This is a genomic window from Devosia ureilytica, assembly GCF_024273195.1.
Classification (GTDB): domain Bacteria; phylum Pseudomonadota; class Alphaproteobacteria; order Rhizobiales; family Devosiaceae; genus Devosia; species Devosia ureilytica.
Window position 1 is genome coordinate 659,463 of the sequence record NZ_JAMZCU010000001.1, and the last position, 25,207, is coordinate 684,669.

Below are 25,207 nucleotides of genomic sequence, written 5' to 3' on the forward strand. Positions count from 1 at the left end.
TTGTCTTGCCGTGGATCTAAAATCATTCCAAAAATGGAACGTGTATTCCACAGGAACGTCGCATGTCCGCGCCAACACCAACTGCCCCTTTGGATTTTGAAAGCCTTCGCGCCGCGATCAGGGACCAGCGGGATACGCTGCCCAAACGGTTGATGCAGGTTGCCGCCTATGCGCTCGAACACCCAGACGAGGTGGCGTTTGGAACAACGGCCAGCATAGCCGCTGCGGCCCAGGTTCAACCCTCGACGCTGGTGCGCTTTGCCCAGAATTTTGGTTTCGACGGCTTTTCGGGCCTTCAACTGCTGTTCCAGGCGCGGCTCAAGGGGCGCAACTCGTCCTACGAGGATCGACTCCGACAACTGGAATCCGGCGGTGCCTCGGAGACCGAGAGCAGCACAATTCTGAAGGGTTTTGTATCTGCTGCGCATCAAAGCCTGGACGCGCTCAGCCAGGCCATCGACCCCGCTCAACTCGAGCGGGCCATCGACCTGCTGGCTCGGGCGGAGACAATCTACCTCATCGCGCGCCGCCGCAGCTTCCCCATTGTCACGTCGATGGCCTATGCGTTCGGAAAGTTGAAGGTGCGCTGCCAGGTTGTGAGCTCGGCGGCCGGCAATGACGACGACCTGTTGGCGCTCGCGACGCCAAAAGACGCCGCCTTTGCCGTGAGCTTTTCTCCCTATGCCGCGGAAAGCGCGGCGCAGGCCCAGGTCTTGGCGCACCGTGGCGTTCCCCTGGTCGCCTTGACCGATTCAGTGCTCTCGCCACTGGCAACCAGCGCCAATGTCTGGTTTGAGCTGGTCGAGGCGGACCATGGCGGTTTCCGCTCGCTTTCAGCGAGTGTGGCCTTTGCCATGGCGCTAACTGTCAGCGTGGCGGAACGGCGGCGCCAACTTTAGCGGCGCATTCCATACATAGAACAAACATTCTATATTGCGAACCACCAGAACCTGTGTTTCATTCTATCCCGACGGACGTAGCCCCGAGGAGAAACCGGCGTGGCCCCTGGAACCACAGACAAAACCCTCGACGTGATCACCATCGGTCGCGCCTCGGTTGACCTATACGGTCAGCAGATCGGCACGCGGTTGGAGGATGTGGGGAGTTTTGCCAAGTCGGTTGGCGGCTGCCCCACCAATATTGCAGTGGGCACCGCCCGCCTTGGCCTGAAATCGGCGCTGATCACCCGCGTCGGCAATGAGCAGATGGGCCGGTTCATTCGCGAGCAGCTGGCGCGCGAAGGGGTGGAAACCGCCGGGATCGCAACCGACCCGGATCGGCTGACGGCGCTAGTACTGCTGGCTGTCGAGAACGACAACTCGTTTCCGCTAATCTTTTATCGCGACAATTGCGCCGACGCCGCTTTGGACGAGGGCGACATCAACGAGGCATTCATCCGTTCGGCCCGCGCCGTGCTGGTAACTGGCACGCATTTCGCCAAGCCCAACAGCGACAAGGCGCAGCGCAAGGCGATGCGGATTGCCAAGGCCAATGGGGCCAGCGTGGTGTTCGACATTGATTACCGCCCCAATCTGTGGGGCCTGGCAGGGCATGATGCGGGCGACAGCCGCTATATCGCCTCAGACGCGGTTTCCGCACATCTCAAAACGGTCCTGCCAGAATGTGACCTGATCGTTGGAACGGAAGAGGAGGTGCTTATCGCCTCCGGCTCCGACGATCTTCCATCTGCGCTCAGGACGATCCGGTCCCTGTCCTCCGCCGTGATCGTCTTGAAGCGCGGGCCCATGGGCTGCATCGTCTACGACGGCGCCATCCCCGACGACCTCGAAGACGGCATTGTCGGCAAGGGATTTCCCATTGAGGTCTATAATGTGCTGGGCGCTGGCGATGCGTTCATGAGCGGGTTCCTCCGTGGCTGGCTGCGTGGCGAACCCCATGAGACCAGCGCCACCTGGGCCAATGCCTGCGGCGCCTTCGCGGTGAGCCGCCTGCTGTGCGCGCCGGAAATCCCGACTTGGGACGAGCTGCAGTTCTTCCTCGAAAACGGCAGCAAGGAACATGCCCTGCGCAAGGACGAAGCCATCAATCATGTGCATTGGGCAACGACGCGGCGGCGCGATATTTCCAAGATGATGGCGCTGGCCATTGATCATCGGAGCCAGCTTGAAGACATGGCTGGCGACGACGCAACGAAGCGCGCGCGCATCGGCGATTTCAAGGTTCTCGCCGTCAAAGCGGCGGCGCAGGTGGCGAAAGGTCGCGATGGCTTCGGCATGCTGCTCGACGACAAATATGGGCGCGATGCGCTCTATGCCGCCAGCGCTCTAGGCAATTTGTGGGTGGCCAAGCCCATCGAACTGCCCGGCTCGCGGCCATTGCGGTTTGAGTTCAGCCAGGACCTGGGCTCGCGGCTGGTGGACTGGCCGGTGGATCACTGCATCAAGGTGCTGTGCTTCTTCCACCCGGATGACCCCCAGGACCTGCGAGATGAACAGATATCCAAGCTGCGCTCGGCCTTCGACGCGGCTCGCAAGATCGGCCGTGAACTGCTGGTCGAAATTATAGCCGGCAAGCATGGCGTGGTGCGCGACGACACCGTGGCGCGCGCGCTGAGTGAGATTTATGATGCCGGGATCAAGCCGGACTGGTGGAAGCTGGAAACCCAGCCGACGCGCGAGGCTTGGGCCCATATCGACAGCGTCATCGAAACGCGCGACCCTTATTGCCGGGGCGTTGTGTTGCTGGGCCTCGATGCCCCGATGAGTGACTTGAAGGCTGGTTTCGACGTCGCCAAGACGTCACGCACGGTCAAGGGATTTGCCGTCGGGCGGTCCATATTCGGGCATGCCGCGCGGGCCTGGCTCGACGGCGCCATGGACGATGCCGAGGCCGTTGCTGAAATGGCGAGGCGTTTTGCCTGGCTGGTTGAGATTTGGGAGCAGTCATGAGCCAGAACACTATTCGACTAACTATGGCGCAGGCTGTGGCGCGATTTCTCACTGCCCAGAAGACCGTCATTGGTGGCGAGACACTCCCCATCTTCGGCGGCGTCTGGGCAATCTTCGGCCATGGCAATGTTGCCGGAGTTGGCGAGGCATTGCACGCGATCAAGGACGAGCTACCGACCTATCGCGGACAAAATGAGCAAAGCATGGCGCATGCGGCCATTGCCTATGCCAAGGCCAATTTCCGGCGCCGCTTCATGGCTTGCACTTCGTCCATCGGGCCGGGCGCGCTGAACATGGTGACTGCGGCCGCCCTGGCGCATGTGAACCGCATCCCCGTGCTGTTGCTGCCCGGGGACGTGTTCGCCAACCGCCTGCCCGACCCCGTGCTGCAACAGGTCGAAGACTTTGGCGACGGCACGACGACGGCCAATGACTGCTTCAAGCCTGTCAGCCGCTATTTCGACCGTATCACCCGCCCCGAACAGATCATGCCGGCGCTGCGCCGGGCCATGCAGGTACTCACGGACCCGGCCGAATGCGGGCCAGTGACGCTGAGCCTTTGCCAGGATGTGCAGGCCGAAGCCTATGACTATCCCCTGAGCTTCTTTGCCGAAAAGGTCTGGGCGCCGCGCCGGATGATGCCGGACGCTGACGAGTTTGCCACGGCCGCCGCGGCGCTGAAACTGGCAAAGAAGCCGGTGATCATTGCCGGGGGTGGCGTGCTCTATTCGGAAGCCAGCGAGAGCCTTGCCGCCTTTGCGGAAGAGCACGGCATTCCCGTGATGGAAACGCAGGCGGGCAAAAGTGCCCTGCCCCATGACCATAAACTGAACATGGGCAGCGTCGGCGTAACCGGCACCTCAGCAGCGAACGGACTGGCCGAAGAGGCGGATGTGGTGCTGGCGATTGGGACGCGATTGCAGGATTTCGCCACAGGGTCATGGGCGCTTTTCAAGAACGACAGCGTCAAGCTGATCGGGCTTAATGTGCAAGTGTTTGATGCGGCCAAGCACAATGGCTTGCCGTTGGTGGGCGATGCGCGGGTGGGGCTGGAAGCGCTCGACGCGGCGCTGATGGGGTGGCAAGTCGACCCGGACTGGACGCAGAAGGCGCTGGACCTCAAGCAGGACTGGCTGCGGGACGCCGACGCTGCCCGTGCCGCCAGCAATGCCGAATTGCCATCGGACGCACAGGTGATCGGCGCCGTGCAGCGCGGCCGCACGAAAGCGACGCTGGTCTGCGCTTCCGGTGGGCTTCCGGGCGAGCTGCACAAGCTCTGGCGCGCCGACGCGCCCGGCTCCTACCATCTCGACTATGGCTTTTCGACCATGGGTTATGAAATCGCCGGCGGACTGGGCGTTGCCATCGCCCGGCCCGAGGACGACGTGGTGGTCATGGTGGGCGATGGCAGCTACCTGATGATGAATTCGGAGATCGTCTCGGCAGTGATGCTGGGTGTGAAGCTCGCCATCGTCGTGCTCGACAATGCCGGATTCGGCTGTATCAACCGGCTGCAGATGGCGACCGGCGGGGCGAACTTCAACAACCTGTTCCGCGATACGAAGCAGGTGGCGATGCCCAATGTCGATTTCGCAGCGCATGCCGCAGCCATGGGAGCCAAGGCCCGAAAAGTGGCCTCGGTGGACGAGCTCGAAACAGCCCTGGCCGAGAGCGAGGAGGCGCCCGGGGTGCATGTCTTCGTGATCGAGACCGATCCGCTGATCACTACCGAGGCCGGTGGGCATTGGTGGGACGTGGCGGTGCCAGAGGTGAGCGAGCGACCGCAGGTCAATGCGGCGCGTGAGGCTTATCTCGCGGCGCTGAAGGCGCAGCGGGCGGGTTAGTTTTCTTCTCCCCACTGGGAGAGGGAAGCGTGCAGCGCCGGATAAGGGGGATCTCCAAACGGCATCTGAAGGCTTGGCGAACACCCCCGACACCGACTCGGCTTTGCCGAGCCACCTCTCCCCGAGGGGGAGAGGAATAAGACAGCGGAGAATTTCATGAAAGCCAAGCTTGGCATGTCACCCATTGCGTGGTGGAACGATGATCTGCCGGAATTGAGCGATGACGTTTCGCTCGAAGAATGCCTCAGGCAGTCCCGCTCGGCCGGTTTTACCGGCATGGAAAAGGGGCGACGCTTCCCTGATGACCCGGAGGTGATGCTGCCGATCCTCAGGGCCGCCGATGTGACGCTGTGCGGCGGTTGGTTTTCGGGGACGCTGGTGGAGGAAGAGCTTTCTGCCAACAAGGATCGTATCCAGCCGATGATCGAGTTGTTCAAGGCCGTCAATGCGCCTTGCATCGTCTATGGCGAGGTGGGCCGGTCAATTCAAGGGAAGCGGGAGATACCGCTGGCGCAGAAGCCGCGCCTGACCGACGACGAGATGAAGGCATATGCGCGCAAGGTGACGTCATTTGGCGAATGGTGCGCCGAACAGGGCATGCCGCTCAGCTACCACCATCACATGGCTGCCGTGGTCGAAACCGAGCCCGAGCTGGATGCGTTCATGGCGGCCTCGGGCGAAGGTATTCCGCTGCTGCTTGATGCGGGGCATTTGGCCTTTGCTGGCGGCGATGTGCTTCGAGCCATCGATAGGCATCACGCGCGCATCAACCATGTGCATGTGAAGGATATCCGCCGCGCCGTGGTCGATGGGCTGGACCGAAGCAAACAGAGTTTTCTCGATGCGGTGGCGCTTGGCGCCTTTACCGTACCGGGCGACGGGTCGCTGGATTTCGGCGCCATTGTGCAGCGGTTGGCCGATCATGGGTATGAGGGCTGGTTTGTGGTTGAGGCGGAGCAGGACCCCAAGGTCAGTCCGCCACTCAAGATGGCGCAAATTGGCTATGCTGAACTGATGCGCGTCATGAGTGCCGCCGGATATACCGTCGAGACACAAGGCTTTCCGAAAGGGTGAATCTTTTGAATCGCTTGTGCTAAAGGGTTGCGCCATCAAATCAAGTTCGAGGAAGCGCCGTGGCACTGAAAGAAAACGACCTCAAATGGTTCCGGCCCCTGTGGCGGCGCGTGGCGGTGGCCGTGTTCCTGGCGCTGTGGCTGGGCTGGGAACTGTTCTACACCCAGGACATGTTCTGGGCCTTCCTCGTGGGCGCCGCTCTGGCCTATGTGGCCTGGAATTTCTTCTACACTTTCCCCAAGGAGCAGTCCGATGACACCCTCCCCCCTCCTGGTTCGCCCGACAACCAAGACCGGCCAGATCCATGATGTGACGCCGGCCTCGGCTGGCTGGACCCATGTGGGCTTCGGATTACACCGGTTGGCGCGGGGCGAGGCCTATGGCGAGGAGACGGGCGAGCGCGAGATTTGCCTGGTGCTGGTCGGCGGCAAGGGGCGGTTTGCAGTCGATGGCGAAGATTTCGGCGAGCTGGGCGAACGCATGAGCCCGTTCGAGGGCGCACCCTGGGCGCTCTATGTGCCCGCGGGGCGGCACTGGGCAGTGGATGCAACAAGCGACCTTGAGCTGGCTGTGTGCTCGGCGCCGGGCGGTGGGGATTTCCACGCCAAGGTCATTGCCCCCGGCAAACATCCGCGCCTATCGCGCGGCAAGGGCGCCAATGTGCGCCATGTGTACAATATCATGCCCGAGGACGATGGTGCGGCTAACGCGTTGCTGGTGGTGGAGGTGATCACGCCTCAGGGCAATACATCGTCCTACCCGCCACATAAGCATGACGAGGACAATCTTCCGCACGAAAGCCAGCTGGAAGAGACCTATTATCACCGTTTGAACCCGCCGCAGGGATTTGCGTTCCAGCGAGTCTACACCGATGACCGGAGCCTTGATGAGGCGATGGCCATCGAGGATGGCGATGTGACCCTGGTGCCGCGCGGCTATCATCCGGTGGCGACGACGGCGGGTTATGACCTTTACTATCTCAACGTCATGGCGGGGCCGAAGCGGGTGTGGAAGTTCCACAATGCGCCCGAGCATGAGTGGATGCTGAAATAGCTGCCCCTCCCATCAAGGGAGGGACCGAGCGATACTACCGCCCCTGAAACACGGACTTGTCGGCAAGCGGACCGGTGACCTCGCTGACCTTGACGGCCCTGCCTTCCTTGACGGACCGGAGCGCGGCTTCGGCCAGGGCCAGGGCAATCAGCCCATCGGTGCCGCTGGGCGATGCCGGAGACTTTGATTCCACAAAATCGATGAAGCTGCTGATTTCGGCCGCATAAGCCTCGGTATAGCGGGTCATGAAGAAGTCGTGCAGCGGTGGACGGGTATAGCCATTGGCATTGGCGATCTCGATGGACACCGGCCGCTGGTTCTCGGCGGCCACGGCGCCCTTTGAGCCATGCACCTCGATGCGCTGGTCGTAGCCATAGGTGGCGCGGCGCGAATTGGAAATCGTCGCATGCTTGCCAGAGGCGGTGAACAGCATGATCGAGGCGCTGTCGTAGTCGCCGGCCTCGCCAATGGCCTTGTCGACCAGCACGGAAGCCTGTGCCGATACGGTTTCGATTTCTTCACCGAGCAGGAAGCGCGCCATGTCGAAATCATGGATGGTCATGTCGCGGAAGATGCCGCCGGAGCGTTTGACATAGTCCACCGGCGGGGCACCGGGATCGCGCGAGACGATGGTGACCATTTCCACAGTGCCGATCTGGCCCTCGTCTACGGCGCGCTTGACCGCCTGGAAATGCGGATCAAAGCGGCGATTGAACCCCACCATCAGGGTGGCCGCGGTTTCATCGACGACACGAAGGCAGGCCTTGACCCGCTCGACATCGAGATCGATGGGTTTTTCGCAGAAAATGGCTTTGCCGGCACGCGCAAAACGCTCGATCAGCGCGGCATGGGTGTCGGTGGGCGTGCAGATGATGACGGCGTCAATGTCTGTCGCCGCTTCGATGGCATCGATGGAGCGAACCTCGGCGCCATATTGATCGGCCAGCGCGTTGGCGGCGTCGGCGATGGCGTCGGCCACGGCCACGAGCTTGGCCTTTGGATTGGCCATCACCGCCCCGGCATGCACCTTGCCGATACGGCCAGCGCCGAGAAGTCCGAAACGCATCGTCATTTCCGCGAAAACTCCAAATCATCAGGCGCCGATCACACACCCGCTCCTATAGAACGAATAGGCGAAAACGCCGGCAGATGAAACAGGAATTCCAGAACAGGTTAGTGTTCGCGGGCGCGTTCCAGGATGCGCTTGCACTCAAGGAGGTTACGCAGCACGTCGGAGAGTTTGTCGCGTGCCTCAGCATCCAGTGCCGGACTGGCGCGCATGGCCGCCTCTTCGAGTTCGGCTTCGTCGCCGGCATCCTCGGCCTGCTCGATAAGCGGCAGAATTTCATCCAGCCCCTTGCCCTCGCCGACGGCGATGACATAGCGCGGACCTTGATCCTTGAGGATCTTCTGGACGCCCTTGATGGTGAAACCCTGATCGTAAAGCAGGTGACGGATACCGCTGAGCAGCAGCACATCCTCGGGCCGATAATAGCGCCGGCCGCCGCCGCGCTTCAGCGGCTTGATGGTCGAGAAACGAGTCTCCCAGAATCGCAACACGTGCTGCGGGAGATCGAGCTCTTCGGCAGCTTCAGAGATGGTACGGAACGCGTCTGGCGACTTGTCCAAACCGCAGGTCTCCCCGGCGCGAGCAGGAGTTTTCCGGCTCTTCTCGACTGGCATCACCGCTGCGGACGCAATGCCCGCCACACGGCGTAAGACTCAAAAAGCCTTACTTTCCAGCGGAAACCATAGACTTGTTGATTTTGGACTTCAACACATTGGACGGTTTGAACACAAGAACCTGTCGCGGCAGGATCGGCACTTCCTCGCCGGTCTTGGGATTTCGGCCGATCCGCTCGTTTTTTGAACGAACCTGAAACGAACCGAAAGACGAGAGCTTGACGTTGGCCCCGGTGACCAGGGCATCAGTAATCAGCTCCAGGACACGCTCGACCAGTTCCGCCGATTCGGTTCGCGATAGACCAACAGACCCATAAACTGCTTCAGCCAGGTCGGCCCGTGTTACCGTCTTCTGCGTCATTCGCACCCCCGTGTTGCCGTGGGTCCGGTCTCCCGAAATTCGGCAAGCCAGTTGTCACAACCAAACCGCCGGCATGGCCGGAATTGGCCGCGCCCTCGTTTGGAAATCCTCCCCAGATCGACGCCGCGTTACGAGCTTGGTGTCGCTGCCCAGCGCCGGGCTCCTCTGCCCGAGTGAGACACTAACGCCTTGAAACGCTTAAGGTCAATGCGCGTCATGGGCTACCAGCGAATGAGCGAAGCGCCCCAGGTGAAGCCGCCACCCATGGCTTCGAGCATGACGAGATCGCCCTGCTTGATCCGGCCATCGGCAACGGCAACGCTCAGCGCCAGCGGCACCGAAGCCGCCGAAGTATTGGCGTGGATATCGACGGTCATGATGACCTTTTCAGGTGGCAGGCCCAGCTTGGCCCCTGCCCCCTCGATAATGCGCTTATTGGCCTGGTGCGGCACGAACCAGTCGAGATCGCCGACGGTGTAGCCGGTCTGTTCAAGCGTGGTGTAGACCACGTCGGTTATCTTGCCCACCGCATGCCGGAACACTTCTGGCCCCTGCATGTGAACATGGCCGGTGGTGCCGGTGGTCGAGGGCCCGCCATCAACATAAAGCTTGTCCCAGTGGCGACCATCGGAGCGCAGGGCCGAGGTCAGGACGCCGCGCTCGGGCTCGCCGGGCGCCAGCTCAACGCGCTCCATGACCACGGCGCCAGCGCCGTCGCCGAACAGCACGCAGGTGGTGCGGTCGGTCCAGTCGAGGAGGCGGGAGAAGGTTTCTGCGCCGATGACCAGCACACGGCGGGCCATGCCACTCTTGATGTAGCTGTCGGCGGTGGCGACGGCATAGACAAAGCCCGAGCAGACCGCCTGGATATCGAAGGCAAAGCCGTGGTGCATGCCCAGCTTCATCTGCACCAGAGTGGCTGCGCTGGGGAAGGTATAGTCCGGCGTTGTTGTCGCGACGATGATCAGGTCGATATCTTCGATGGCCAGGCCGGCATTGGCGAGCGCCGCACGGGCTGCCGCAGTCGCCAGGTCCGAGGTGTATTCACCCTCGGCAGCAATATGGCGTTCCTTGATGCCAACACGCTGCTGAATCCATTCGTCAGATGTATCGACGGTCTTGGCCAACTCTTCGTTGGTAACAACATTGGCCGGCAAATAGCTGCCAACGCCACAAATGACGGATCGAACGGTATTGGTCACGCCGACTTAGCCTCGGTCTCGGAAGGCAGCGCGGGGTCTGCCTTGTGAATGGGGAAACGGTGCATGGTATCGCCAACCTTGTCCATCAGGCGATTGCGCGCCATCTCATGGGCAAGGCCGAGAGCACTTTTGTAGCCGACCTCGTCGGTGCCGCCATGGGACTTGATGACAATACCATTGAGACCCATGAAAACGCCACCATTGACGGTGCGCGGGTCCATGCGGCGGCGGAGTGCGTTGAGTGCCGAGGAGGCAAAGAGTGCCCCGATCCGGCTCATCAGCGACCCCTGGAGGGCTTCGCGCAGATAGGTCGCCACCTGGCGGGCCGTGCCCTCGGCGGTCTTGAGCGCGATATTGCCGACAAAACCTTCGGTGACGACAACGTCGACCGTGCCCTTGCCGATATCATTGCCTTCGACGAAGCCATGATAGGTGAACCCGGCGCCGCTGGCCTCGGTGAGGATCTTGCCGGCGTCCTTGATCGATTCCAGACCCTTCACTTCCTCGGTTCCGACATTAAGCAGGCCGACGGTGGGCGACTCGGAGCCGAAAAGGGCTCGCGCCAGGGCGGAGCCGAGAATGGCATAATCCACCAGTTGCTGCGCATCGGCGCCGATGGTGGCGCCCATATCGAGCACGATGATGTCGGAACGCAGCGTCGGCCAGATGGCAGCGATGCCGGGGCGGGAAATGCCTTCCATGGGCCGCAGACAGAATGTGGCCATGGCCATCAGGGCTCCGGTATTGCCACCCGAGATGGCAACGTCGGCTTCTTTGTCCTTGACCGCCTGGATGGCCATCCACATAGACGAGCTGCCCTTGCCCTTGCGCAAGGCCTGGCTGGGCTTTTCGTCCATGGCAATGACGGTTTCGCAGTGACGAACCGTGGAGACCGGCTTCAGGGCCGGAAATTCCTCAAGCAAAGGCTCGATCTGGTCCTTGATGCCATGAAAGATGAAACGCGCGTTTTTGCGCTCCATCAGGGCAAGGTGGGCTCCATGAATGACGGCACGCGGGGCATTGTCGCCGCCCATGGCATCCACGGAAATCGTAATAGAATCGGTCATTTCAGCCCGTTTTTCGGCCCACTTAGGCGGGCAAGCAAACATATCCCATCATGGGGTCGGCGCAAGCCCCGCAGGGCAATCACCGAAGCAGGACGTTCGGGCGACGGCATGAGACGCCCATAAAAACGGCCGTGGCGTCGCCGGTGCGGACAGCCGGCACCTGCATCGGCGCGACGCTTTAGTCCTTGTCCCCATTCTCATTCTTGAGACCTGCCAGCTTGGCAAATGGGCCCTCCTCCACATCCTTGTGGGCAATGCCCAAGTCATCGAGGGATTCGCCGCTCTTGCGGGGATATGGGTCCAGCGCCAGGGCCAGACTTTCCAACAGCAAGGCGCTGAGGTCGACTTCGGGACCGTCGATGTGATCGGGGAAATCGTCGTTTTCAAGGTCGATGAAGATTTCAGCGCCTGGAACCGGCGCATGCTCGTCGCGGGGCGCAGGTAGAAACACCCGGTCGATGTCCTCGGAAATGGTTTCGGGCACCGGCTCGAAGCTGACGACTGAGGCCTGGGTGACCTGGGCATCAAGACGCCCCTGCGCGCGGAGACCGCCGCGCAGCGGAACGATGGTCAGGCTCGCCGAAAAGCGCTCAACCGAAACAATGTTCATGGCCTCGGCAATCGCCTTGCACTCGGCGTCATTGGCGTTGACCGAAATTGAGCGGCCGGCGGCGGGAAGCTTGTCGATGCGCACAACGGCGTCAAAGATTGGCTCTGCGTGTTCACTCATGCCGCAGCCTCGAAATGCACATTACCGCCGATAATGGTATCGAGCGACTGGCTCGCCAGTTCGGCATCGCGGGCAAACACATAGTCGGCCAGGGCGCGCAATTGAGGGGTGTCCTCGCCATCGAAAATATTGCGGGCCAGAACACCGGCCAGCGCGTCGGCATCATTGCGGTCCATGGCCTCGTTCATTGCCGCCAGAAGGCCGAAGAAGATATTGCCCATCTTCTGGATCTTCTTGGGGACGCCCAGATCGGTGACGCCCATTTCGCGCAGGGAGCGGTCCATATCCTTAAAGAACAGGTCGAACACGGCCTGGCTGAACACTTTCGCGTTTTCCGGCCCGTGGCGCAGGCGGCGGAACAGCAGCGCGAGGTGCAAGCTGATCATGTCGAAGCGCCCCGTCACGGTGTCTGGCACGGCCATGTCGGTATAGAAGACAGGCTGCCGGGATTGCGCCACAATGGAACTATAGACGGCGTAAACTGGCTCTGTGGCAGTCTTCTTGCGAAATAAGGACAAGATCATGGGATTGCGCTCAGCGTCGGTATCGGTCAAACACGGGCAGATCGAGGTGCCGGACCATTGCCAGCTTGCCAGACGGCCAAGTTGACAGCTACACAGTCCGGCGGCCATAGGGCACGCGCCCAAGTGTCACGCCTATAGTCGAGAGCCATCGGGAAAGTCAAATTCATGCCCCTGCGTATTGCAAAAGCCTCCGTTGCCGCAGCCGTTCTGGCCGTCGCACTCGCCGGTTGCACCAGCAGCACTGCGCTGGTTTCCAAGCGCACCCAGGGCTATGAAATTCCTGACGCCGCACTGCAGCAGATCCGCCCCGGCCAGAGCGAACAACTGGTAACGCTGGTGCTCGGCTCGCCGCAGTCCACCAATAGCTTTGGTGATCGCACCGCCTGGTATTATGTCGAGACCAAGGTCAACCAGACCGCCTTTGGCATGACCATGGTTCAGGAGCGCACAGTGCTGGCGATCTATTTCGACCGCAACAAGAAAGTCATCGAGCGCGCTGTTTATGCGCTGCAGGATGGCAAGGCGGTCAATATCGAAACCCGCCGCACACCCTCGTTCGGCGAAGATGCGACGTTTATCGACGCGATCCTGTCCTCGTTCTGAGGCCTTTGCCAATTTGTTGAAAAGCCCCGGTTCGCCGGGGCTTTTTTTGTTTCAGGCGCGGGCCTGGCGCATCGCGCCGAGGCCGAGCAACAGAATGGCCAGTGTTGCGACCGGAATGGCCAGCATGTTGATGGCTTCCCAACCGACCATTTGCAGCAGGACGCCAGAGCTGAGCGAAGCAATGGCGCTGGCGCCGAACACCACCTGTTCATTGACGGCCTGAACCCGCCCTGCCTCTTGCGGGCGATAGTTGGTGGCCAACATGGCTGTGGAGCCGATAAAGCCGAAATTCCAGCCGAGGCCGAGCAGCACCAGCGTGGCGGTGAAATGGGTGACGCTGATGCCGCTGAGGGCGATTACGGCGCAGGAGATGATGAGCAGGAGACCAATGGCCGTAACCAGATGCGGCCCGATGCGCTTGATGATGGCGCCGGTGACAAAGCTGGGTGCGAACATGGCTACCACATGCCACTGGATGGCACCGGCTGCCTCGGTGGGCGAATGACCGCATAAGTGCACCATGGCAAGGGGCGCGGCGACCATGATCAGGGTCATTAGCGCATAGGTGAGCGCGGCGCCCATCATCGGTAGCACCACTTCGGGCAGCCGCAGCAGCACGGACAACGGGCGCCCCGTGTCACCCGGATCGCCGGGCGGCGTGGTGGGCGCGAGGCGCGTGGCCGAAAGAACAAGCACCGATAGGAATGAGAGCACAGCGATGACCATGAAGCTGGCCGCATATTCGGCGCCCGGCACCCAGGTGCGCGTCAGGGCGCTGAGCTGAGGTCCGAAAAATCCCGCCGCGACGCCGCCGAACATGACCCAGGATATTGCCTGGCTCTTGAATTGCGGTGCAACGCTGTCGGCTGCAGCAAAGCGCAGCTGCTGCATGAAGGCGCCCGACACGCCGACGAGAAACAGTCCTCCGGCAAAGAGATAGAACTGACCCAGAAAAACGGCGAGCGTGGCAATCAGTGAACCGGGAATGCCGATGGCGGCGCCGAGCATCAGGCCACGGGTGCGGCCCAGACGATAGATGATCATGGTTGCTGACGAGGTCGCGAGGGCCAGGCCGACAATCATGGCGGTAACAGGCAGGGTCGCCGCCGAGCGATCGGGGGCGAAATTGACTGCCGCCAGGGCAGCCACCGACATGATGATGGACGAACTTGAACCGCCCAGGGCCTGGACAGCCGAAAGCAGACCGATGTTGCGGATGGATTGGCTGCGACTATCGGACATTTTAGCCTCCTGGCGGGCGCGGGACCGTGCGCCACGCACGAAGCGGCGTCAATGCGTTACCCTTTCAGGCCAGGTCGACGCCTGCTGAACGCGCGATTGTGTCCAGGGCAGCATTGACCAGGCCGGACGCGTCGTCCTCGTAGAAGGCCCGGGCAATATCGACATATTCGGTGATGACGACGCGGGCGGGAATATCCTTGCGGCGCAGCAGTTCGAAGGCGGCGGCACGCAGGATAGCCCGCAAAGTGGCGTCAACGCGCTCAATGGGCCAGCCTTCGGCCAGCGCTTTGTCCACCGAGGGGTCAATATCGAGCTGATACTCGGCGACGCCGCTGACGATCTGCTTGAAGAAGTCAGCATCGGCGGGCAGATATTGCTCGCCTTCAATCTCGCGACCAAGATGGAAGGCGCCGAACTGGGCCAGCGTGTCTTCCAGCGTCGTGCGGCCGATATCCATCTGATAAAGGGCCTGCACGGCAGCAAGGCGGGCAGCACCGCGCTGGTTGGCGGGGCGCTGGGCGCCGGGGTCGCGTTTGGGGTGGTCAGTCATCTAGGTGTTCAGTTTCGCTTTCACGTCGGACAGGGCGATTGCGGCACGCGCCGCATCCCCGCCCCGGTCCTGGTCATTCACATGGGCCCTGATCCAGGCCTGAGCTTCGTTTTCTACTGTCAGGATGCCAATGCCAAGAGGCAAAGCATCGACAACGGCCAATTCGGCCAGCGCGCGGATGCTTTCATTGGCAACCGACACATAGTGGTTGGTCTGGCCGCGGATGACGCAGCCCAGCGCGACATAGCCGTCGAAGCGTCCGGTTTCAATCGCCATCGCCATGGCCACGGGGACTTCCATGGCGCTGGGCACGGCAATGACCTCACAAGTCGCGCCGGCCTGCTCGATTGCCGCAGTCGCTCCACGCTTCATCTCGTCGACTATGTCGGGATAGGACCGGCCCTCAACGATGAGGAAATGCAGGCCCCTGCCCGCCCCGGCGGGAAGCGAAAAACGCACACCATAGGAGTCCATGATAATTCTCCTCAGCTCACGCCGAAATGGTCGGCGCGCGAGAGATCATAGCGCAACACGGCCGCGGCGGGCAGCAAAGCCTTACACCGCCGTGAATGAATGCTTCCCTGCGCGTGGAGCGGGAAATCAATCCTCGTCGTCCAGCGGTGCAGTCGTGTTCTCCGCCAGCGCCGAGAGGAACGAGCGAAAATCGTCGGCAGCCGAGAAGTTCTTGTAAACGCTGGCAAATCGGACGAACGCCACGTCATCAAGGCCCTTGAGGCCCTCCATGACATATTCGCCGATCTGGTCGGAGGTGACTTCCACCTCCCCCAGGCTTTCGAGCTGGCGGACAATGCCGGAGATCATCCGCTCGACGCGCTCTGGCTCCACCGAGCGCTTGCGCAAGGCGGTATTGACCGAGCGGGCCAGCTTTTCGCGATCAAACGGCACTTTGCGACCGGTCTTCTTGACGACCGTCAGGTCGCGCAACTGGACACGCTCGAAAGTGGTGAAACGCCCGCCACAGGCATTGCAGACGCGGCGGCGCCGGATAGCGCCCGAATCTTCGGTCGGGCGGCTATCCTTCACCTGGGTATCGTCATTGCCACAATAGGGGCAGCGCATGGCGGGCCTTTGGTTTGCTTAGCTGTAGATCGGGAAGCGATCGGTGAGCGCTTTCACCTTTTCGCGCACCTGGGCTTCGACGGCACCATTGTTGTCCTCGCCATTGGCCTTGAGGCCATCGAGCACTTCGATGATGAGCTCACCCACGGTCTGGAATTCGGCTTCACCGAAGCCGCGCGAGGTGGCCGCCGGCGTGCCAAGACGGATGCCCGACGTAATCGCAGGCTTCTCCGGGTCGAAGGGCACGGCGTTCTTGTTGCAGGTGATGTGGGCGCGCTCGAGTGCCTTTTCCGTGGCCTTGCCGGTGAGGCCCTTGGGCCGCAGGTCCACCAGCATCAGGTGGTTGTCAGTGCCGCCCGAAACGATGTCGACCCCGCCCTTGACGAGCGTGTCGGCAAGGACCTTGGCATTGGCGACGACCTGGGCCGCATAGGCCTTGAACTCGGGCGACAGCGCTTCCTTGAAGGCAACCGCCTTGGCGGCGATGACATGCATCAGCGGGCCACCCTGGATGCCCGGGAAAATGGCCGAGTTGATCTTCTTGGCGATGTCCTCGTCATTGGTGAGGATCAGGCCACCGCGCGGACCGCGGAGGGTCTTGTGGGTGGTGGTGGTGGCCACATGGGCATGCGGGAACGGGCTGGGATAGACGCCACCGGCGACGAGCCCGGCGACATGCGCCATATCGACGAAGAGGATTGCCCCGACTTCATCGGCAATAGCGCGGAACTCGGCCCAGTCCATGATGCGCGAATAGGCTGAGAAGCCCGCCACGATCATCTTGGGATTGTGTTCGCGGGCCAGCTGGCGCACCTGATCCATATCGACACGGCCGTCCTGCTGGCGCAGGCCGTATTGAATGGCGTTGAACCACTTGCCGGACTGATTGGGCTTGGCGCCGTGAGTCAGGTGCCCACCAGCGTCGAGCGACATGCCAAGGATCGTGTCACCCGGCTTGATCAGCGCCTGATAGACGCCCTGATTGGCCTGCGAGCCGGAATTGGGCTGCACATTGGCAAATTCAACGCCGAACAGCTGCTTGGCACGTTCGATGGCAAGGCTCTCGGCCACGTCCACATATTGGCAGCCGCCATAGTAGCGCTTGCCGGGATAGCCCTCGGCATACTTGTTGGTCAGGACCGAGCCTTGAGCCTCAAGCACGGCGCGCGAGACGATGTTTTCCGAGGCGATCAGCTCGATCTCGTTCTGTTGGCGACCCAGTTCGTCCTGGATAGCCTTTGCCAGTTCGGCGTCGGTGTCGGCGACCGAGTTGGAAAAGAAGTTCGGAAAGAGCGGGAGTGAGGTGGCGGCGCTCATCGGACAAATACCTCGCAGAAGGTCATGGTGGTCGGCGTGGCGGTGGCTTTATCACGCCGCAAGGCGCGATTCCAAGGCCGGGAATGAGGTGAAGGTAGTCTGGAACTGGTCATGGGGCTCCCCGTGGTTGCGGATGGGTGCCCAGGCGAGCGGCATGGTTTGAAGTTCGCGTTCCCCGATGGTTCCCCATCTTTTCTCGCCAGTCGCGCGAACGGCTTTGTTATGCCGCAGAACCGGAGCAAGGGGAAGAGGAAACCGGATGCCGCTCAGGCGAACTTGCCCGATATAGGGCGCGGCGCTGGCCGGTCCTGCTCCAGCTTGCGCTGGAGCTTGGCCATGGCGACGCGCTGCATCTGCAGCTTTGTGGCCGTGAGCGGGGTGATGACAACGACTTCAATACCCGTCGCCTCATCGATGGCGGCGACGCGCATCTGCTGGCCCATCTGGACAAATTCGAACAGAACGTCGCCGTTGCTCATGGTGGCTCACCTCCAAGGCCAGCATAACGGAGTCGGAGCCAATGAAAAACGGGCCTCCTGCGATTGCGGGAAGCCCGTTTGATGTCGTGCGATGGCGGTCCGGCCTTAGGTGAAGCTGACCTTGCCCTCTTCATCGAACTTGTAGACGTCGTCGCGGAAGCTGACCGTGCCCTGACGGTTGGCCCAGGCCGTGATGTAGGTGGTGTGGATCGGCATCTGCGAGGAGAGACTGACATCGAGGCGCTCCAGCGAGTCGAAGGTCGAGTCGACGCGGGTCTGGTCCCAGTCGCCATTGTCGCGCAGCAGCCAGGCGACGAGCTGGTTGACACCTTCGACGCGCACGCAACCGGACGAATGGAAGCGGGCGTTCTCGCCGAAAAGGGCGCGCGATGGCGTGTCGTGCAGGTAAACGTCGAACGGATTGTGGAAGTTGATCTTGCAGTGCCCCATGGAATTGGCGGCGCCTGGCTCCTGGCGATACATATAGTTCACCTGGGCGTCGGTGATATTTGCCCAGTTGATGGTCGACGGATCGATAGTGTTGCCGCTGCCGTCGTAGATGAAGATGTTCTGCTCGGTCAGGTAGTTCGGGTTCTGGAGCATGTACTTGGTGAGGTCCTGGCGGACCAGGGACTTGGGCACATGCCAGTATGGGTTGAAGTTGATCTGGTGGATCTTGCTCGCCAGGATCGGGGTGGCGCGTTCAACGCGTCCAACCACGGCCGTGTGGCGCTGCTCAACCATGCCGCCCGCGACAGCCTCGATGGTCGCGGCGGGAATGTTGACCACGATATAGCGGTCGTTGAGCTTGGCGGCCATGTTCTGGACGCGGGTATAGTTGAGGTAGAGCTGCTGCAAGCGGGTCGCGGCAGGCACGTTCATCGCGTACCAGGTCGCTTCGTCGATCTGTCCGGTGACCACCAGGCCATGGCGCGCCTGGAAGGTGCGCACGCCCCTGTCCGTTTCCGCATCGAAAACGTCGCTGGCGTGATCGACCAGCGGCATATCGCCGGACGAAATAAGGCGACGCTTGAGCTGGACGACAGCGGGTGACGAATTGCCCAGGATCAGCTGGTAGGCCTGCTGCGGAATTTCTTCCCAGCCGCCGGCTGCAACGAAGGGCTCATATTGCGAAATTGCCAGTTGCAGATTGTGCAGCGTATCGAACGAGAGGATTGGCTCGTTGGTGGCGATCAGCGCCGCAGCGGCGGCCGTATTGCCATCGCGATTGGTCTCGCGCAGCACGCGACCGGTGGAAAACATGTCGAAAACCGATTCCTGCGCCCAGGCAGGCAGACTGGCAGACGCACCCGCAAAGGCCATGGACCGGATAAATTTACGTCGATTCAGCCGCATTCAACCACCTAAGAATTTGCCCGCCACTTGCCTCGGGCGATAGCACCGCCCCGACTTGGTTCACAATATCGGTCAACGCCTTGTGAACCATGCCGGGCACCATAGCCATGCCAGCAAATGGTTTCCAACCAGGTAAAGGGGCTGCCCGTCATTTGCGGCACAAATAAGAAGCGCCGGCCTTTCGACCGGCGCCTGCCCAGCAGTTGTGGCATGGAGGCAACACATGCCGCCAGCTGCCGCTCTATCCTTTGGCCCGACGGGCCAGAAATCAGAGCTTATAGAGGATCTGGTCGACCCAGAAGCGTTCGAGGCGAGCAAGAGCCTTGTTCAGGCCGTCGAATTCCTCGTCGCCCAGGCCACCGACCTTGTCGATGGACTTGAGGTGGCGATCATAAAGTTCGTCGATCACTTCGGCCACTTCCTCACCCTTGGGGGTGAGCTTGATGCGGACCGAACGGCGGTCTGTGCGAGAGCGCTCCTGGAAAATGTAACCGGTCTCGACCAGCTTCTTGAGATTGTACGAGACATTGGAGCCCAGATAGTAGCCCCGCGACCGCAGTTCGCCGGCGGTCAGTTCAGCATCGCCGATGTTGAACATCAGCAGTGCCTGGACCGGATTGATGTCGTCCCAGCCCATGCGGTCGAACTCGTCCTTGATCAGGTCGAGGAGACGGCGGTGGAGACGTTCGACGCGCGAAACGGCTTCGAGGTAGAGGGGTTTCAGACTTTCGGTGCGTTCCGGGATCAGCGCCTCGGCCGCGTTAGACTTGATTGCCATGTTTGCCTCACTGTTTATCCAATGTGCGATTTTTCGCATCTCATGAGGCCAAACTACGGCCACCCGACTAAGATCAGCCTAAGCGACACGCTTAAAACTATCTTACTGGAATGCAATGAGAATTTGGCTTAATGGCGCCTTACCATGGGTCAGAAACTTGTAACCATTCCCAAGTGTTAAGACCGGCCAGGCACGCGCCCGGCGGCTCGAACACTAGTCTGCCTGGGCGCGCTTGAAGCGCAGGCTGAGCCCGAAGATCAGCACGATGGCGGCCAGCAGCACGACCCGCATCGCAAAGCCGATGGTGCCGATGCGGATGTCGGGGCTGCCCGACACATAGAGCGCCAATTCGAGCGCCGTGGCCCCTACCAGCAGCACTGCGCCCCAGCTTGCCTTGATCCACAGCCCCACCGAAGCGAACAGGCGGGCAAGGCAGAACACGGCCAGGTAGATAAAGGCCGAAGGGCCCATGGCGGTGATGGGGCTGGTGGCGCCCAGATTGACGCCGAGCAGGCGCGCAGCGTCACTCAGGCCCAGGATCAACGCCAGAATGGCGACGATGCGGATATAGATCGCAAGACTGGGGGCCTGGAACAACATGGCGGGTTTGATACAACGCGCGCCCCACTGCGACAAGCGGCGGCTTGGAGGGCGCGCATGGGGCTGTTAACTAGGGCGCGACCTACACATCTGTTTTATCGCGTTTTCGAACCGCACAATCGCAGCAACCTTTGCTGAAAACGCTCCAGGAGAGCATTCGATGACCCAGAACTGGCCCCGCCATGACATGTCCTTTCTCGGTGGCCGCCGGTTGCGGCGCACGCGGCAGAGCGAATGGAGCCGGGCCATGGTGCGGGAAACCGATCTGCGGCCAAGCGACCTGATCTGGCCCCTTTTTGTCATCGAAGGACAGAACGAGAAAACGGCAATCCAAACCATGCCGGGCGTCGAGCGACTGTCGATCGATCTGATGGTGGAGGCCGCGAAGGCCGCCCGCGACGCCGGCATTCCGGCGCTGGCAATCTTTCCCAACACGCCCGACCATCTGCGTAGCGAGAGTGGCGCCGAGGCCTTCAACCCGGATAACCTGATGTGCCGGGTACTGAGCGCCATAAAATCTGCGGTCCCCGAAATCGGGTTGATCGCCGATGTGGCGCTGGACGAATATTCGAGCGACGGCCAGGACGGACTGGTGCGGGACGGCGAAATCCTCAATGACGAAACCGTGGCCGTCATGGTCAGGTCGGCGCTGGTGCAGGCGCGGGCGGGTGCCGATATCATTGCGCCGTCGGACATGATGGACGGCCGCGTGGCAGCCATCAGGTCAGCTCTCGACGCCGAGGGTTTCGAGCATGTGCAGATCATGTCCTATGCGGCAAAGTATGCGTCGTGCTTTTACGGTCCGTTCCGCGAGGCCGTCGGATCGGGTAGCCGTCTCAAGGGGGACAAGCGCACCTATCAGATGGACTATGCCAATAGCGACGAGGCACTGCGCGAGATCGAGCAGGATATTGCCGAGGGCGCGGACAGCATCATGGTCAAGCCCGGACTGCCCTATCTCGATGTGGTGCGGCGAGCGCGGGACACTTTCAACGTGCCGATTTACGCCTACCAGGTGAGCGGGGAATACGCGATGATCGAGATGGCCGGCGCCGCCGGGGCGATCAACCGCGATGCGGCAGTGCTGGAAAGCCTCTGGGCATTCAAGCGCGCCGGGGCCAATGGCGTGCTCACCTATTATGCGCTGGAAATGGCGCGCAAGCTCGGCGGCTAGCCCGCCCTCTCCGTTGTCCCGGCTTCGGCGGCCAGTTGGGCCGGGCGCTGGCCACGGCGCGGGCGGACGGCGCTGACGAGCCCGGCAATGGCCACCAGGGCCATGCCCGCCAGCGCGATGGGCTCTGGCGCGTGGCCGAACACGAGCCAGCCAAGAACGCCGGCCCAGACCAGATGCATATAGGTCATGGGAGCCACCAGAGCTGCGGGCGCGTAGCGATAGGACTGGGTGAAAAGATAGTGCCCGAGCCAGGCCGAGACGCCCAGGCCGATGAACAGGACGATTTGTAGCGGCGTCGGCGCGGCGCCGTAGAGCGTCCAGGGCAGGAAGATGCCAAAACCAATGGCACCGACCAGTGCCGAATAAAACAACATGGCCATGGTCCGCTCGGTATGGGCAAGGACGCGCGAGAGCAGATTATAAGCCGTCGCCACCACCACATTGCCCAGCACGAACACCACACCCAGCGGGTCAAGTCCGCCGCCGGGCCGGGCGATGAGCAATACGCCCGTAAAGCCGATGAGCGCCGCGATCCAGGCGGCGGGACCGACCTTTTCCTTGAGCAGCGGCCCCGAGAGCAGGACGACCAGCACCGGACAGAGATAAACAATGGCTGTGGTTTCGGCGACCGGCATGCGCTGCAGTGCCAGACTGACCATGAACGATCCAAGCGCCAGACTGGCGGCACGCACCAGCACCAGACCGGTTCTTTGGGTTCGCACCATCTCTCGCCCATGCAGCGGCGCGACAATGGCCAGCATCAGCAGGCAATGGCAGATGTAGCGAATGGCGGCCACCATGGGCACGTTGTATTCGGTGATCAGCAGCTTGTTGGTGGTGTCGTTATAGGCAAAGAGCAGCGTCGCCCCAAGGATGAGGACGAGACCACGCAGGGGCTGGTGGGTGAGCGCCGGCGGAGGCGCAGCAGGCAGGGGCATAATTGAAATCCAGCGCGAGGGCACGAGGCGACTCGCGCGCTATAGAAAGGTTCAGATTAGCCCCGTTCCTTGCCCTTGCACAGCATCGACACCCGCTAGCGACTGGCCTTGGTACTAACGAGCACCCCGAGCTGCTTGGTGACGTCGATGGCCGAGCCGCCTGCAGCAAAGGCCTTGGCAATGCCATCGCGAAAAGCCTGCTGCTGGTCCGGCGGTGCATTGTCGCCGGGCGGATAGGAGGTCAATGCCAGATAGACCACCTCCGGGTCGGTGACGCGCATGGTGGCCGGGTGAAGCTCCATCGCCACATTGCCAAACGCCGCCTGCATGAGCGCCTCCGCCCGATCAAGCCCGAAGGCTTCGGCGGCGGGATCATGCGGCGCGCTACCGAAGACGGAAGTGAGCGCGTAAAGCTCGCGCATATTGTCGATGCCGTTGGTCGTGACGACGAGACTGCCACCCGGCTTGAGAACGCGGCGGAACTCGGCCATGGCTTTTTCTTGTTCTGCCACGTGGTAAAGCATGTGCATGGCGATGACGGCGTCGAAACTGGCATCAGCGAAGGGAAGCGCCGCTGCGTCGCCGGTCTCGCCCTTCACCGACCCCAGAGGAAGCGTCCCGCATCGCTCCAATGCCTCTGCGACCATGCCAGCCGACTGGTCGAACAGCACCAAGTTGAGGTCAGGCGGCAGTACTGCCGAGGCCTCGGGCCAGAACCAGGCGGGACCGCAGCCCACGTCCAGCACCTCCCCGCCCGCCGCGACTGGCACATGCTGCGCAACCCACGTGAACCAGGGCACCTCGGCGTGGCCGAACTGCTGCAGCCTGGCGCGCGCAGCGAGCTTGGAGCTGTCGGAATATTGGGTGCTCATTCCCCGAGTAATGCTCGACATGCGCGTGTCCTCCTCAATGGCAAGCCTATCCACCTCTCGATGGCGCGTCACCACAACAGGTATGGGTCACATTTGTGTGCCCTGCCCTCTTGCAACCGGCCGCGGCCATGACAATGTCATGCACCATGAGCCAGAACACCGCCGACCGCCCGAATTTGCCCGATCCTGCGACAGCGCCCGAATTGTTCGAGGGACTGCTGACGCGGCGGGCCTTTGCCTATCTGGTCGATGTGATGATCCTGACCTGCCTGGTGCTGGTCATCTCGATGGTTGGTGCGATCCTTGGGTTCTTCACCTTTGGGCTGGCCTGGCTGTCGCTATTGTTTGCGCTGCCGCTGGCCATTATCGCCTATTATTCGGTGACCCTTGGGTCGCCGCGGCGAGCCACAGTTGGCATGCAGATGATGGATATCGTGCTGACACCCACGCGCGGCCAACCGCTTGATGGGTGGATGGCAGTTCTGCATGCGCTGGTGTTTTGGGTCAGCATCTGGATCTGCTGGCCGGTGACGCTGCTGTTCGCGCTGTTCACGCCGCGCCGGCAGATGATCCATGACTTCATCATGGGCACGCTGATGGTGCGTCGCTCGCCCATGCTGCGGCACTGGCAGCGCATGAGCATGGCGGATCAATACAACGTTTGAGGCGTTGCTAGGGGTGTAGCAGAGCGCTACTATCTTCCAAATTGCATCCACGGGTCTTGAATGACCGACCAGACGCCCGAAACCACCCAGCTCTTTCTGACTGCTGCACTGCCATGTCCCTATCTACCGGGGAAAATGGAGCGCAAGCTGTTTACGCATTTGAGCGGTCGGCGCGCCTCGATGCTGCACCAGCTTCTGAGCGACAACGGGTTTCGCCGCAGCCAGAACCTGATTTACCGACCGGCCTGCGAGGGCTGCAATTCGTGTCAGTCGGTGCGGATCGTGACGCGCCAGTTCACGGCCAGCAAGCGCTTCCGCCGCGTCAATCGCGCCAATGAGGACGTTGTCGTCGCGGTGCAGCCGACCGTGGCAACGACTGAGCAATATGAGCTGTTCAAGCGCTATCTCGACAGCCGCCATGCGGGTGGTGGCATGACGCAGATGAGCTACCAGGACTATGAATATATGGTCGAGGACACGCCGGTTCAGTCAGTGCTGGTGGAATACCGCCTGCGCGACCTGCCCGACCAGCCATTGGTGGCCGTGGCACTGACCGATGTGATGCCCGATGGCCTCTCGATGGTCTATTCGTTCTATGACCCTGACCTTGCCCACCGCAGCATGGGCACATTCCTCATTCTCGATCATATCGAGCAGGTCCGCTCGGCGGGGCTGGACTATGTGTATCTGGGCTATTGGGTGAAGGATTCCCCCAAGATGGCCTACAAGGGCGACTATCGACCGCTCGAAGTCCAGCGTGGATCGCTGGGCTGGATGCGGCTGGAAGACTAGGCCCTACACCACCAGATCAACGACGACGAGTCCGTCCCGGCCGCCTTCAAGGGCAGCCACCAGACGCGCGCCTGCGGATTTGTGGGCCGGATGGACGAGATAGGCGTCACGGGCCGCTTCGTCGACAAAATCTATGGTGAAACCGTCGATGAAGCCCCGATGCAGGCCTTCAGGCGAAACATTGGGACCATAACTCATGGTCAGCATGCCCGGGATGAGGTCGCGTAGCGCGAGAAGGTCGGCATGGATGGCGGACTTCTCAGCGTCGGAGACTTCGGAGCGGAAGCGAAGGAGGACGATGTGGCGGATCACGT

At 61.7% G+C, this 25,207-nt stretch carries 29 protein-coding genes and 1 riboswitch; of the genes, 10 read left to right on the forward strand and 19 right to left on the reverse strand.

Features of this window, described 5'->3' with window-relative positions; genetic code table 11:
* Window positions 1-62 precede the first annotated feature (62 nt).
* The 6 genes from NIM87_RS03185 (at window position 63) to iolB (ending at window position 6,880) form a co-directional block, all read left to right on the forward strand.
* Window positions 63-899, forward strand: a complete 837-nt coding sequence (locus NIM87_RS03185) for a MurR/RpiR family transcriptional regulator (RefSeq protein ID WP_254673160.1) — start codon at window positions 63-65, stop codon at window positions 897-899.
* Between the two features lie 99 nt (window positions 900-998).
* On the forward strand, window positions 999-2,909 hold the full coding sequence (locus tag NIM87_RS03190; protein WP_254673161.1) for a bifunctional 5-dehydro-2-deoxygluconokinase/5-dehydro-2-deoxyphosphogluconate aldolase: 1,911 nt from the start codon (window positions 999-1,001) through the stop codon (window positions 2,907-2,909).
* Window positions 2,906-4,753: a 3D-(3,5/4)-trihydroxycyclohexane-1,2-dione acylhydrolase (decyclizing) gene (gene iolD / locus NIM87_RS03195; protein ID WP_254673162.1), complete on the forward strand. Its 1,848-nt coding sequence runs from the start codon at window positions 2,906-2,908 to the stop codon at window positions 4,751-4,753. Before NIM87_RS03190 ends, iolD begins: the two co-directional genes overlap by 4 nt.
* Before the next feature lie 156 nt (window positions 4,754-4,909).
* Window positions 4,910-5,827 (forward strand): myo-inosose-2 dehydratase, encoded by a 918-nt coding sequence (gene iolE, locus NIM87_RS03200; protein ID WP_254673163.1) that lies wholly within the window; start codon window positions 4,910-4,912, stop codon window positions 5,825-5,827.
* A 59-nt stretch (window positions 5,828-5,886) separates the two neighbouring features.
* Window positions 5,887-6,135: a hypothetical protein gene (locus NIM87_RS03205; RefSeq protein ID WP_254673164.1), complete on the forward strand. Its 249-nt coding sequence runs from the start codon at window positions 5,887-5,889 to the stop codon at window positions 6,133-6,135.
* Entirely contained in the window at window positions 6,080-6,880 is an 801-nt protein-coding gene (iolB, locus tag NIM87_RS03210) for a 5-deoxy-glucuronate isomerase (protein ID WP_254673165.1), read from the forward strand. The genes NIM87_RS03205 and iolB overlap by 56 nt, the downstream gene beginning before the upstream one ends.
* 34 nt (window positions 6,881-6,914) lie before the next feature.
* On the opposite strand, the gene iolG is transcribed toward iolB, so the two are convergent.
* From iolG to NIM87_RS03245, 7 genes are all read right to left on the reverse strand, one after another.
* Window positions 6,915-7,952, reverse strand: a complete 1,038-nt coding sequence (gene iolG, locus NIM87_RS03215) for an inositol 2-dehydrogenase (RefSeq protein WP_254673166.1) — start codon at window positions 7,950-7,952, stop codon at window positions 6,915-6,917.
* Between the two features lie 101 nt (window positions 7,953-8,053).
* Entirely contained in the window at window positions 8,054-8,509 is a 456-nt protein-coding gene (locus NIM87_RS03220; protein WP_254673167.1) for a MerR family transcriptional regulator, read from the reverse strand.
* Between the two features lie 103 nt (window positions 8,510-8,612).
* On the reverse strand, window positions 8,613-8,924 hold the full coding sequence (locus NIM87_RS03225) for an integration host factor subunit alpha (protein ID WP_198876614.1): 312 nt from the start codon (window positions 8,922-8,924) through the stop codon (window positions 8,613-8,615).
* Between the two features lie 221 nt (window positions 8,925-9,145).
* Entirely contained in the window at window positions 9,146-10,126 is a 981-nt protein-coding gene (locus NIM87_RS03230) for a beta-ketoacyl-ACP synthase III (protein WP_254673168.1), read from the reverse strand.
* Window positions 10,123-11,193, reverse strand: a complete 1,071-nt coding sequence (gene plsX / locus NIM87_RS03235; protein WP_254673169.1) for a phosphate acyltransferase PlsX — start codon at window positions 11,191-11,193, stop codon at window positions 10,123-10,125. The genes NIM87_RS03230 and plsX overlap by 4 nt, the downstream gene beginning before the upstream one ends.
* A gap of 178 nt (window positions 11,194-11,371) precedes the next feature.
* Entirely contained in the window at window positions 11,372-11,923 is a 552-nt protein-coding gene (locus NIM87_RS03240; protein ID WP_254673170.1) for a YceD family protein, read from the reverse strand.
* Complete coding sequence (locus NIM87_RS03245; protein WP_254673171.1) at window positions 11,920-12,447, reverse strand: ubiquinol-cytochrome C chaperone family protein; 528 nt, start codon at window positions 12,445-12,447, stop codon at window positions 11,920-11,922. The genes NIM87_RS03240 and NIM87_RS03245 overlap by 4 nt, the downstream gene beginning before the upstream one ends.
* Before the next feature lie 165 nt (window positions 12,448-12,612).
* Here NIM87_RS03245 and NIM87_RS03250 point away from each other — a divergent pair, with 165 nt between their 5' ends.
* Complete coding sequence (locus NIM87_RS03250) at window positions 12,613-13,050, forward strand: outer membrane protein assembly factor BamE (RefSeq protein WP_254673172.1); 438 nt, start codon at window positions 12,613-12,615, stop codon at window positions 13,048-13,050.
* Window positions 13,051-13,101: 51 nt separating this feature from the next.
* Here NIM87_RS03250 and NIM87_RS03255 read toward each other — a convergent pair whose 3' ends face one another.
* The 9 genes from NIM87_RS03255 to NIM87_RS03295 form a co-directional block, all read right to left on the reverse strand.
* Window positions 13,102-14,292 (reverse strand): MFS transporter, encoded by a 1,191-nt coding sequence (locus tag NIM87_RS03255; protein ID WP_254673173.1) that lies wholly within the window; start codon window positions 14,290-14,292, stop codon window positions 13,102-13,104.
* Between the two features lie 64 nt (window positions 14,293-14,356).
* Window positions 14,357-14,842 (reverse strand): transcription antitermination factor NusB, encoded by a 486-nt coding sequence (gene nusB, locus NIM87_RS03260; RefSeq protein WP_254673174.1) that lies wholly within the window; start codon window positions 14,840-14,842, stop codon window positions 14,357-14,359.
* A complete protein-coding gene (gene ribH / locus NIM87_RS03265; protein ID WP_254673175.1) occupies window positions 14,843-15,316 on the reverse strand; it encodes a 6,7-dimethyl-8-ribityllumazine synthase in 474 nt (157 codons plus the stop codon). It abuts the gene before it with no gap.
* 126 nt (window positions 15,317-15,442) lie between these two features.
* On the reverse strand, window positions 15,443-15,922 hold the full coding sequence (gene nrdR, locus NIM87_RS03270; protein WP_254673176.1) for a transcriptional regulator NrdR: 480 nt from the start codon (window positions 15,920-15,922) through the stop codon (window positions 15,443-15,445).
* An 18-nt stretch (window positions 15,923-15,940) separates the two neighbouring features.
* The gene (gene glyA, locus NIM87_RS03275; protein WP_254673177.1) at window positions 15,941-17,239 is read right to left on the reverse strand and encodes a serine hydroxymethyltransferase; all 1,299 of its coding nucleotides are present in this window, start codon (window positions 17,237-17,239) and stop codon (window positions 15,941-15,943) included.
* Window positions 17,240-17,371: 132 nt separating this feature from the next.
* Window positions 17,372-17,456: riboswitch (ZMP/ZTP riboswitch) on the reverse strand.
* Between the two features lie 49 nt (window positions 17,457-17,505).
* Entirely contained in the window at window positions 17,506-17,718 is a 213-nt protein-coding gene (locus NIM87_RS03280; RefSeq protein WP_254673178.1) for a DUF6898 family protein, read from the reverse strand.
* Window positions 17,719-17,823: 105 nt separating this feature from the next.
* Window positions 17,824-18,981, reverse strand: a complete 1,158-nt coding sequence (locus tag NIM87_RS03285) for a L,D-transpeptidase family protein (protein WP_254673179.1) — start codon at window positions 18,979-18,981, stop codon at window positions 17,824-17,826.
* A 361-nt stretch (window positions 18,982-19,342) separates the two neighbouring features.
* Entirely contained in the window at window positions 19,343-19,852 is a 510-nt protein-coding gene (ldtR, locus tag NIM87_RS03290) for a transcriptional regulator LdtR (protein ID WP_254673180.1), read from the reverse strand.
* Between the two features lie 213 nt (window positions 19,853-20,065).
* Complete coding sequence (locus tag NIM87_RS03295; RefSeq protein WP_254673181.1) at window positions 20,066-20,452, reverse strand: hypothetical protein; 387 nt, start codon at window positions 20,450-20,452, stop codon at window positions 20,066-20,068.
* A gap of 160 nt (window positions 20,453-20,612) precedes the next feature.
* On the opposite strand from NIM87_RS03295, the gene hemB reads away from it, so the two are divergent.
* Complete coding sequence (gene hemB / locus NIM87_RS03300; RefSeq protein WP_254673182.1) at window positions 20,613-21,626, forward strand: porphobilinogen synthase; 1,014 nt, start codon at window positions 20,613-20,615, stop codon at window positions 21,624-21,626.
* On the opposite strand, the gene NIM87_RS03305 is transcribed toward hemB, so the two are convergent.
* Both NIM87_RS03305 and NIM87_RS03310 read right to left on the reverse strand, forming a co-directional pair.
* Window positions 21,623-22,564 (reverse strand): DMT family transporter, encoded by a 942-nt coding sequence (locus NIM87_RS03305; protein ID WP_254673183.1) that lies wholly within the window; start codon window positions 22,562-22,564, stop codon window positions 21,623-21,625. The two genes, hemB and NIM87_RS03305, sit on opposite strands and share 4 nt — an antisense overlap.
* A gap of 95 nt (window positions 22,565-22,659) precedes the next feature.
* Window positions 22,660-23,457 carry a class I SAM-dependent methyltransferase gene (locus NIM87_RS03310; protein WP_254673184.1) on the reverse strand — a complete coding sequence of 266 codons (798 nt, stop codon included), beginning with the start codon at window positions 23,455-23,457 and terminating at the stop codon, window positions 22,660-22,662.
* 125 nt (window positions 23,458-23,582) lie between these two features.
* On the opposite strand from NIM87_RS03310, the gene NIM87_RS03315 reads away from it, so the two are divergent.
* Together NIM87_RS03315 and NIM87_RS03320 are read left to right on the forward strand one after the other, a co-directional pair.
* Window positions 23,583-24,101, forward strand: a complete 519-nt coding sequence (locus tag NIM87_RS03315) for an RDD family protein (protein ID WP_254673185.1) — start codon at window positions 23,583-23,585, stop codon at window positions 24,099-24,101.
* A gap of 60 nt (window positions 24,102-24,161) precedes the next feature.
* Window positions 24,162-24,893 carry an arginyltransferase gene (locus tag NIM87_RS03320; protein WP_254673186.1) on the forward strand — a complete coding sequence of 244 codons (732 nt, stop codon included), beginning with the start codon at window positions 24,162-24,164 and terminating at the stop codon, window positions 24,891-24,893.
* A gap of 3 nt (window positions 24,894-24,896) precedes the next feature.
* On the opposite strand, the gene NIM87_RS03325 is transcribed toward NIM87_RS03320, so the two are convergent.
* A complete protein-coding gene (locus tag NIM87_RS03325; protein ID WP_254673187.1) occupies window positions 24,897-25,205 on the reverse strand; it encodes a Dabb family protein in 309 nt (102 codons plus the stop codon).
* Window positions 25,206-25,207: the final 2 nt, after the last annotated feature.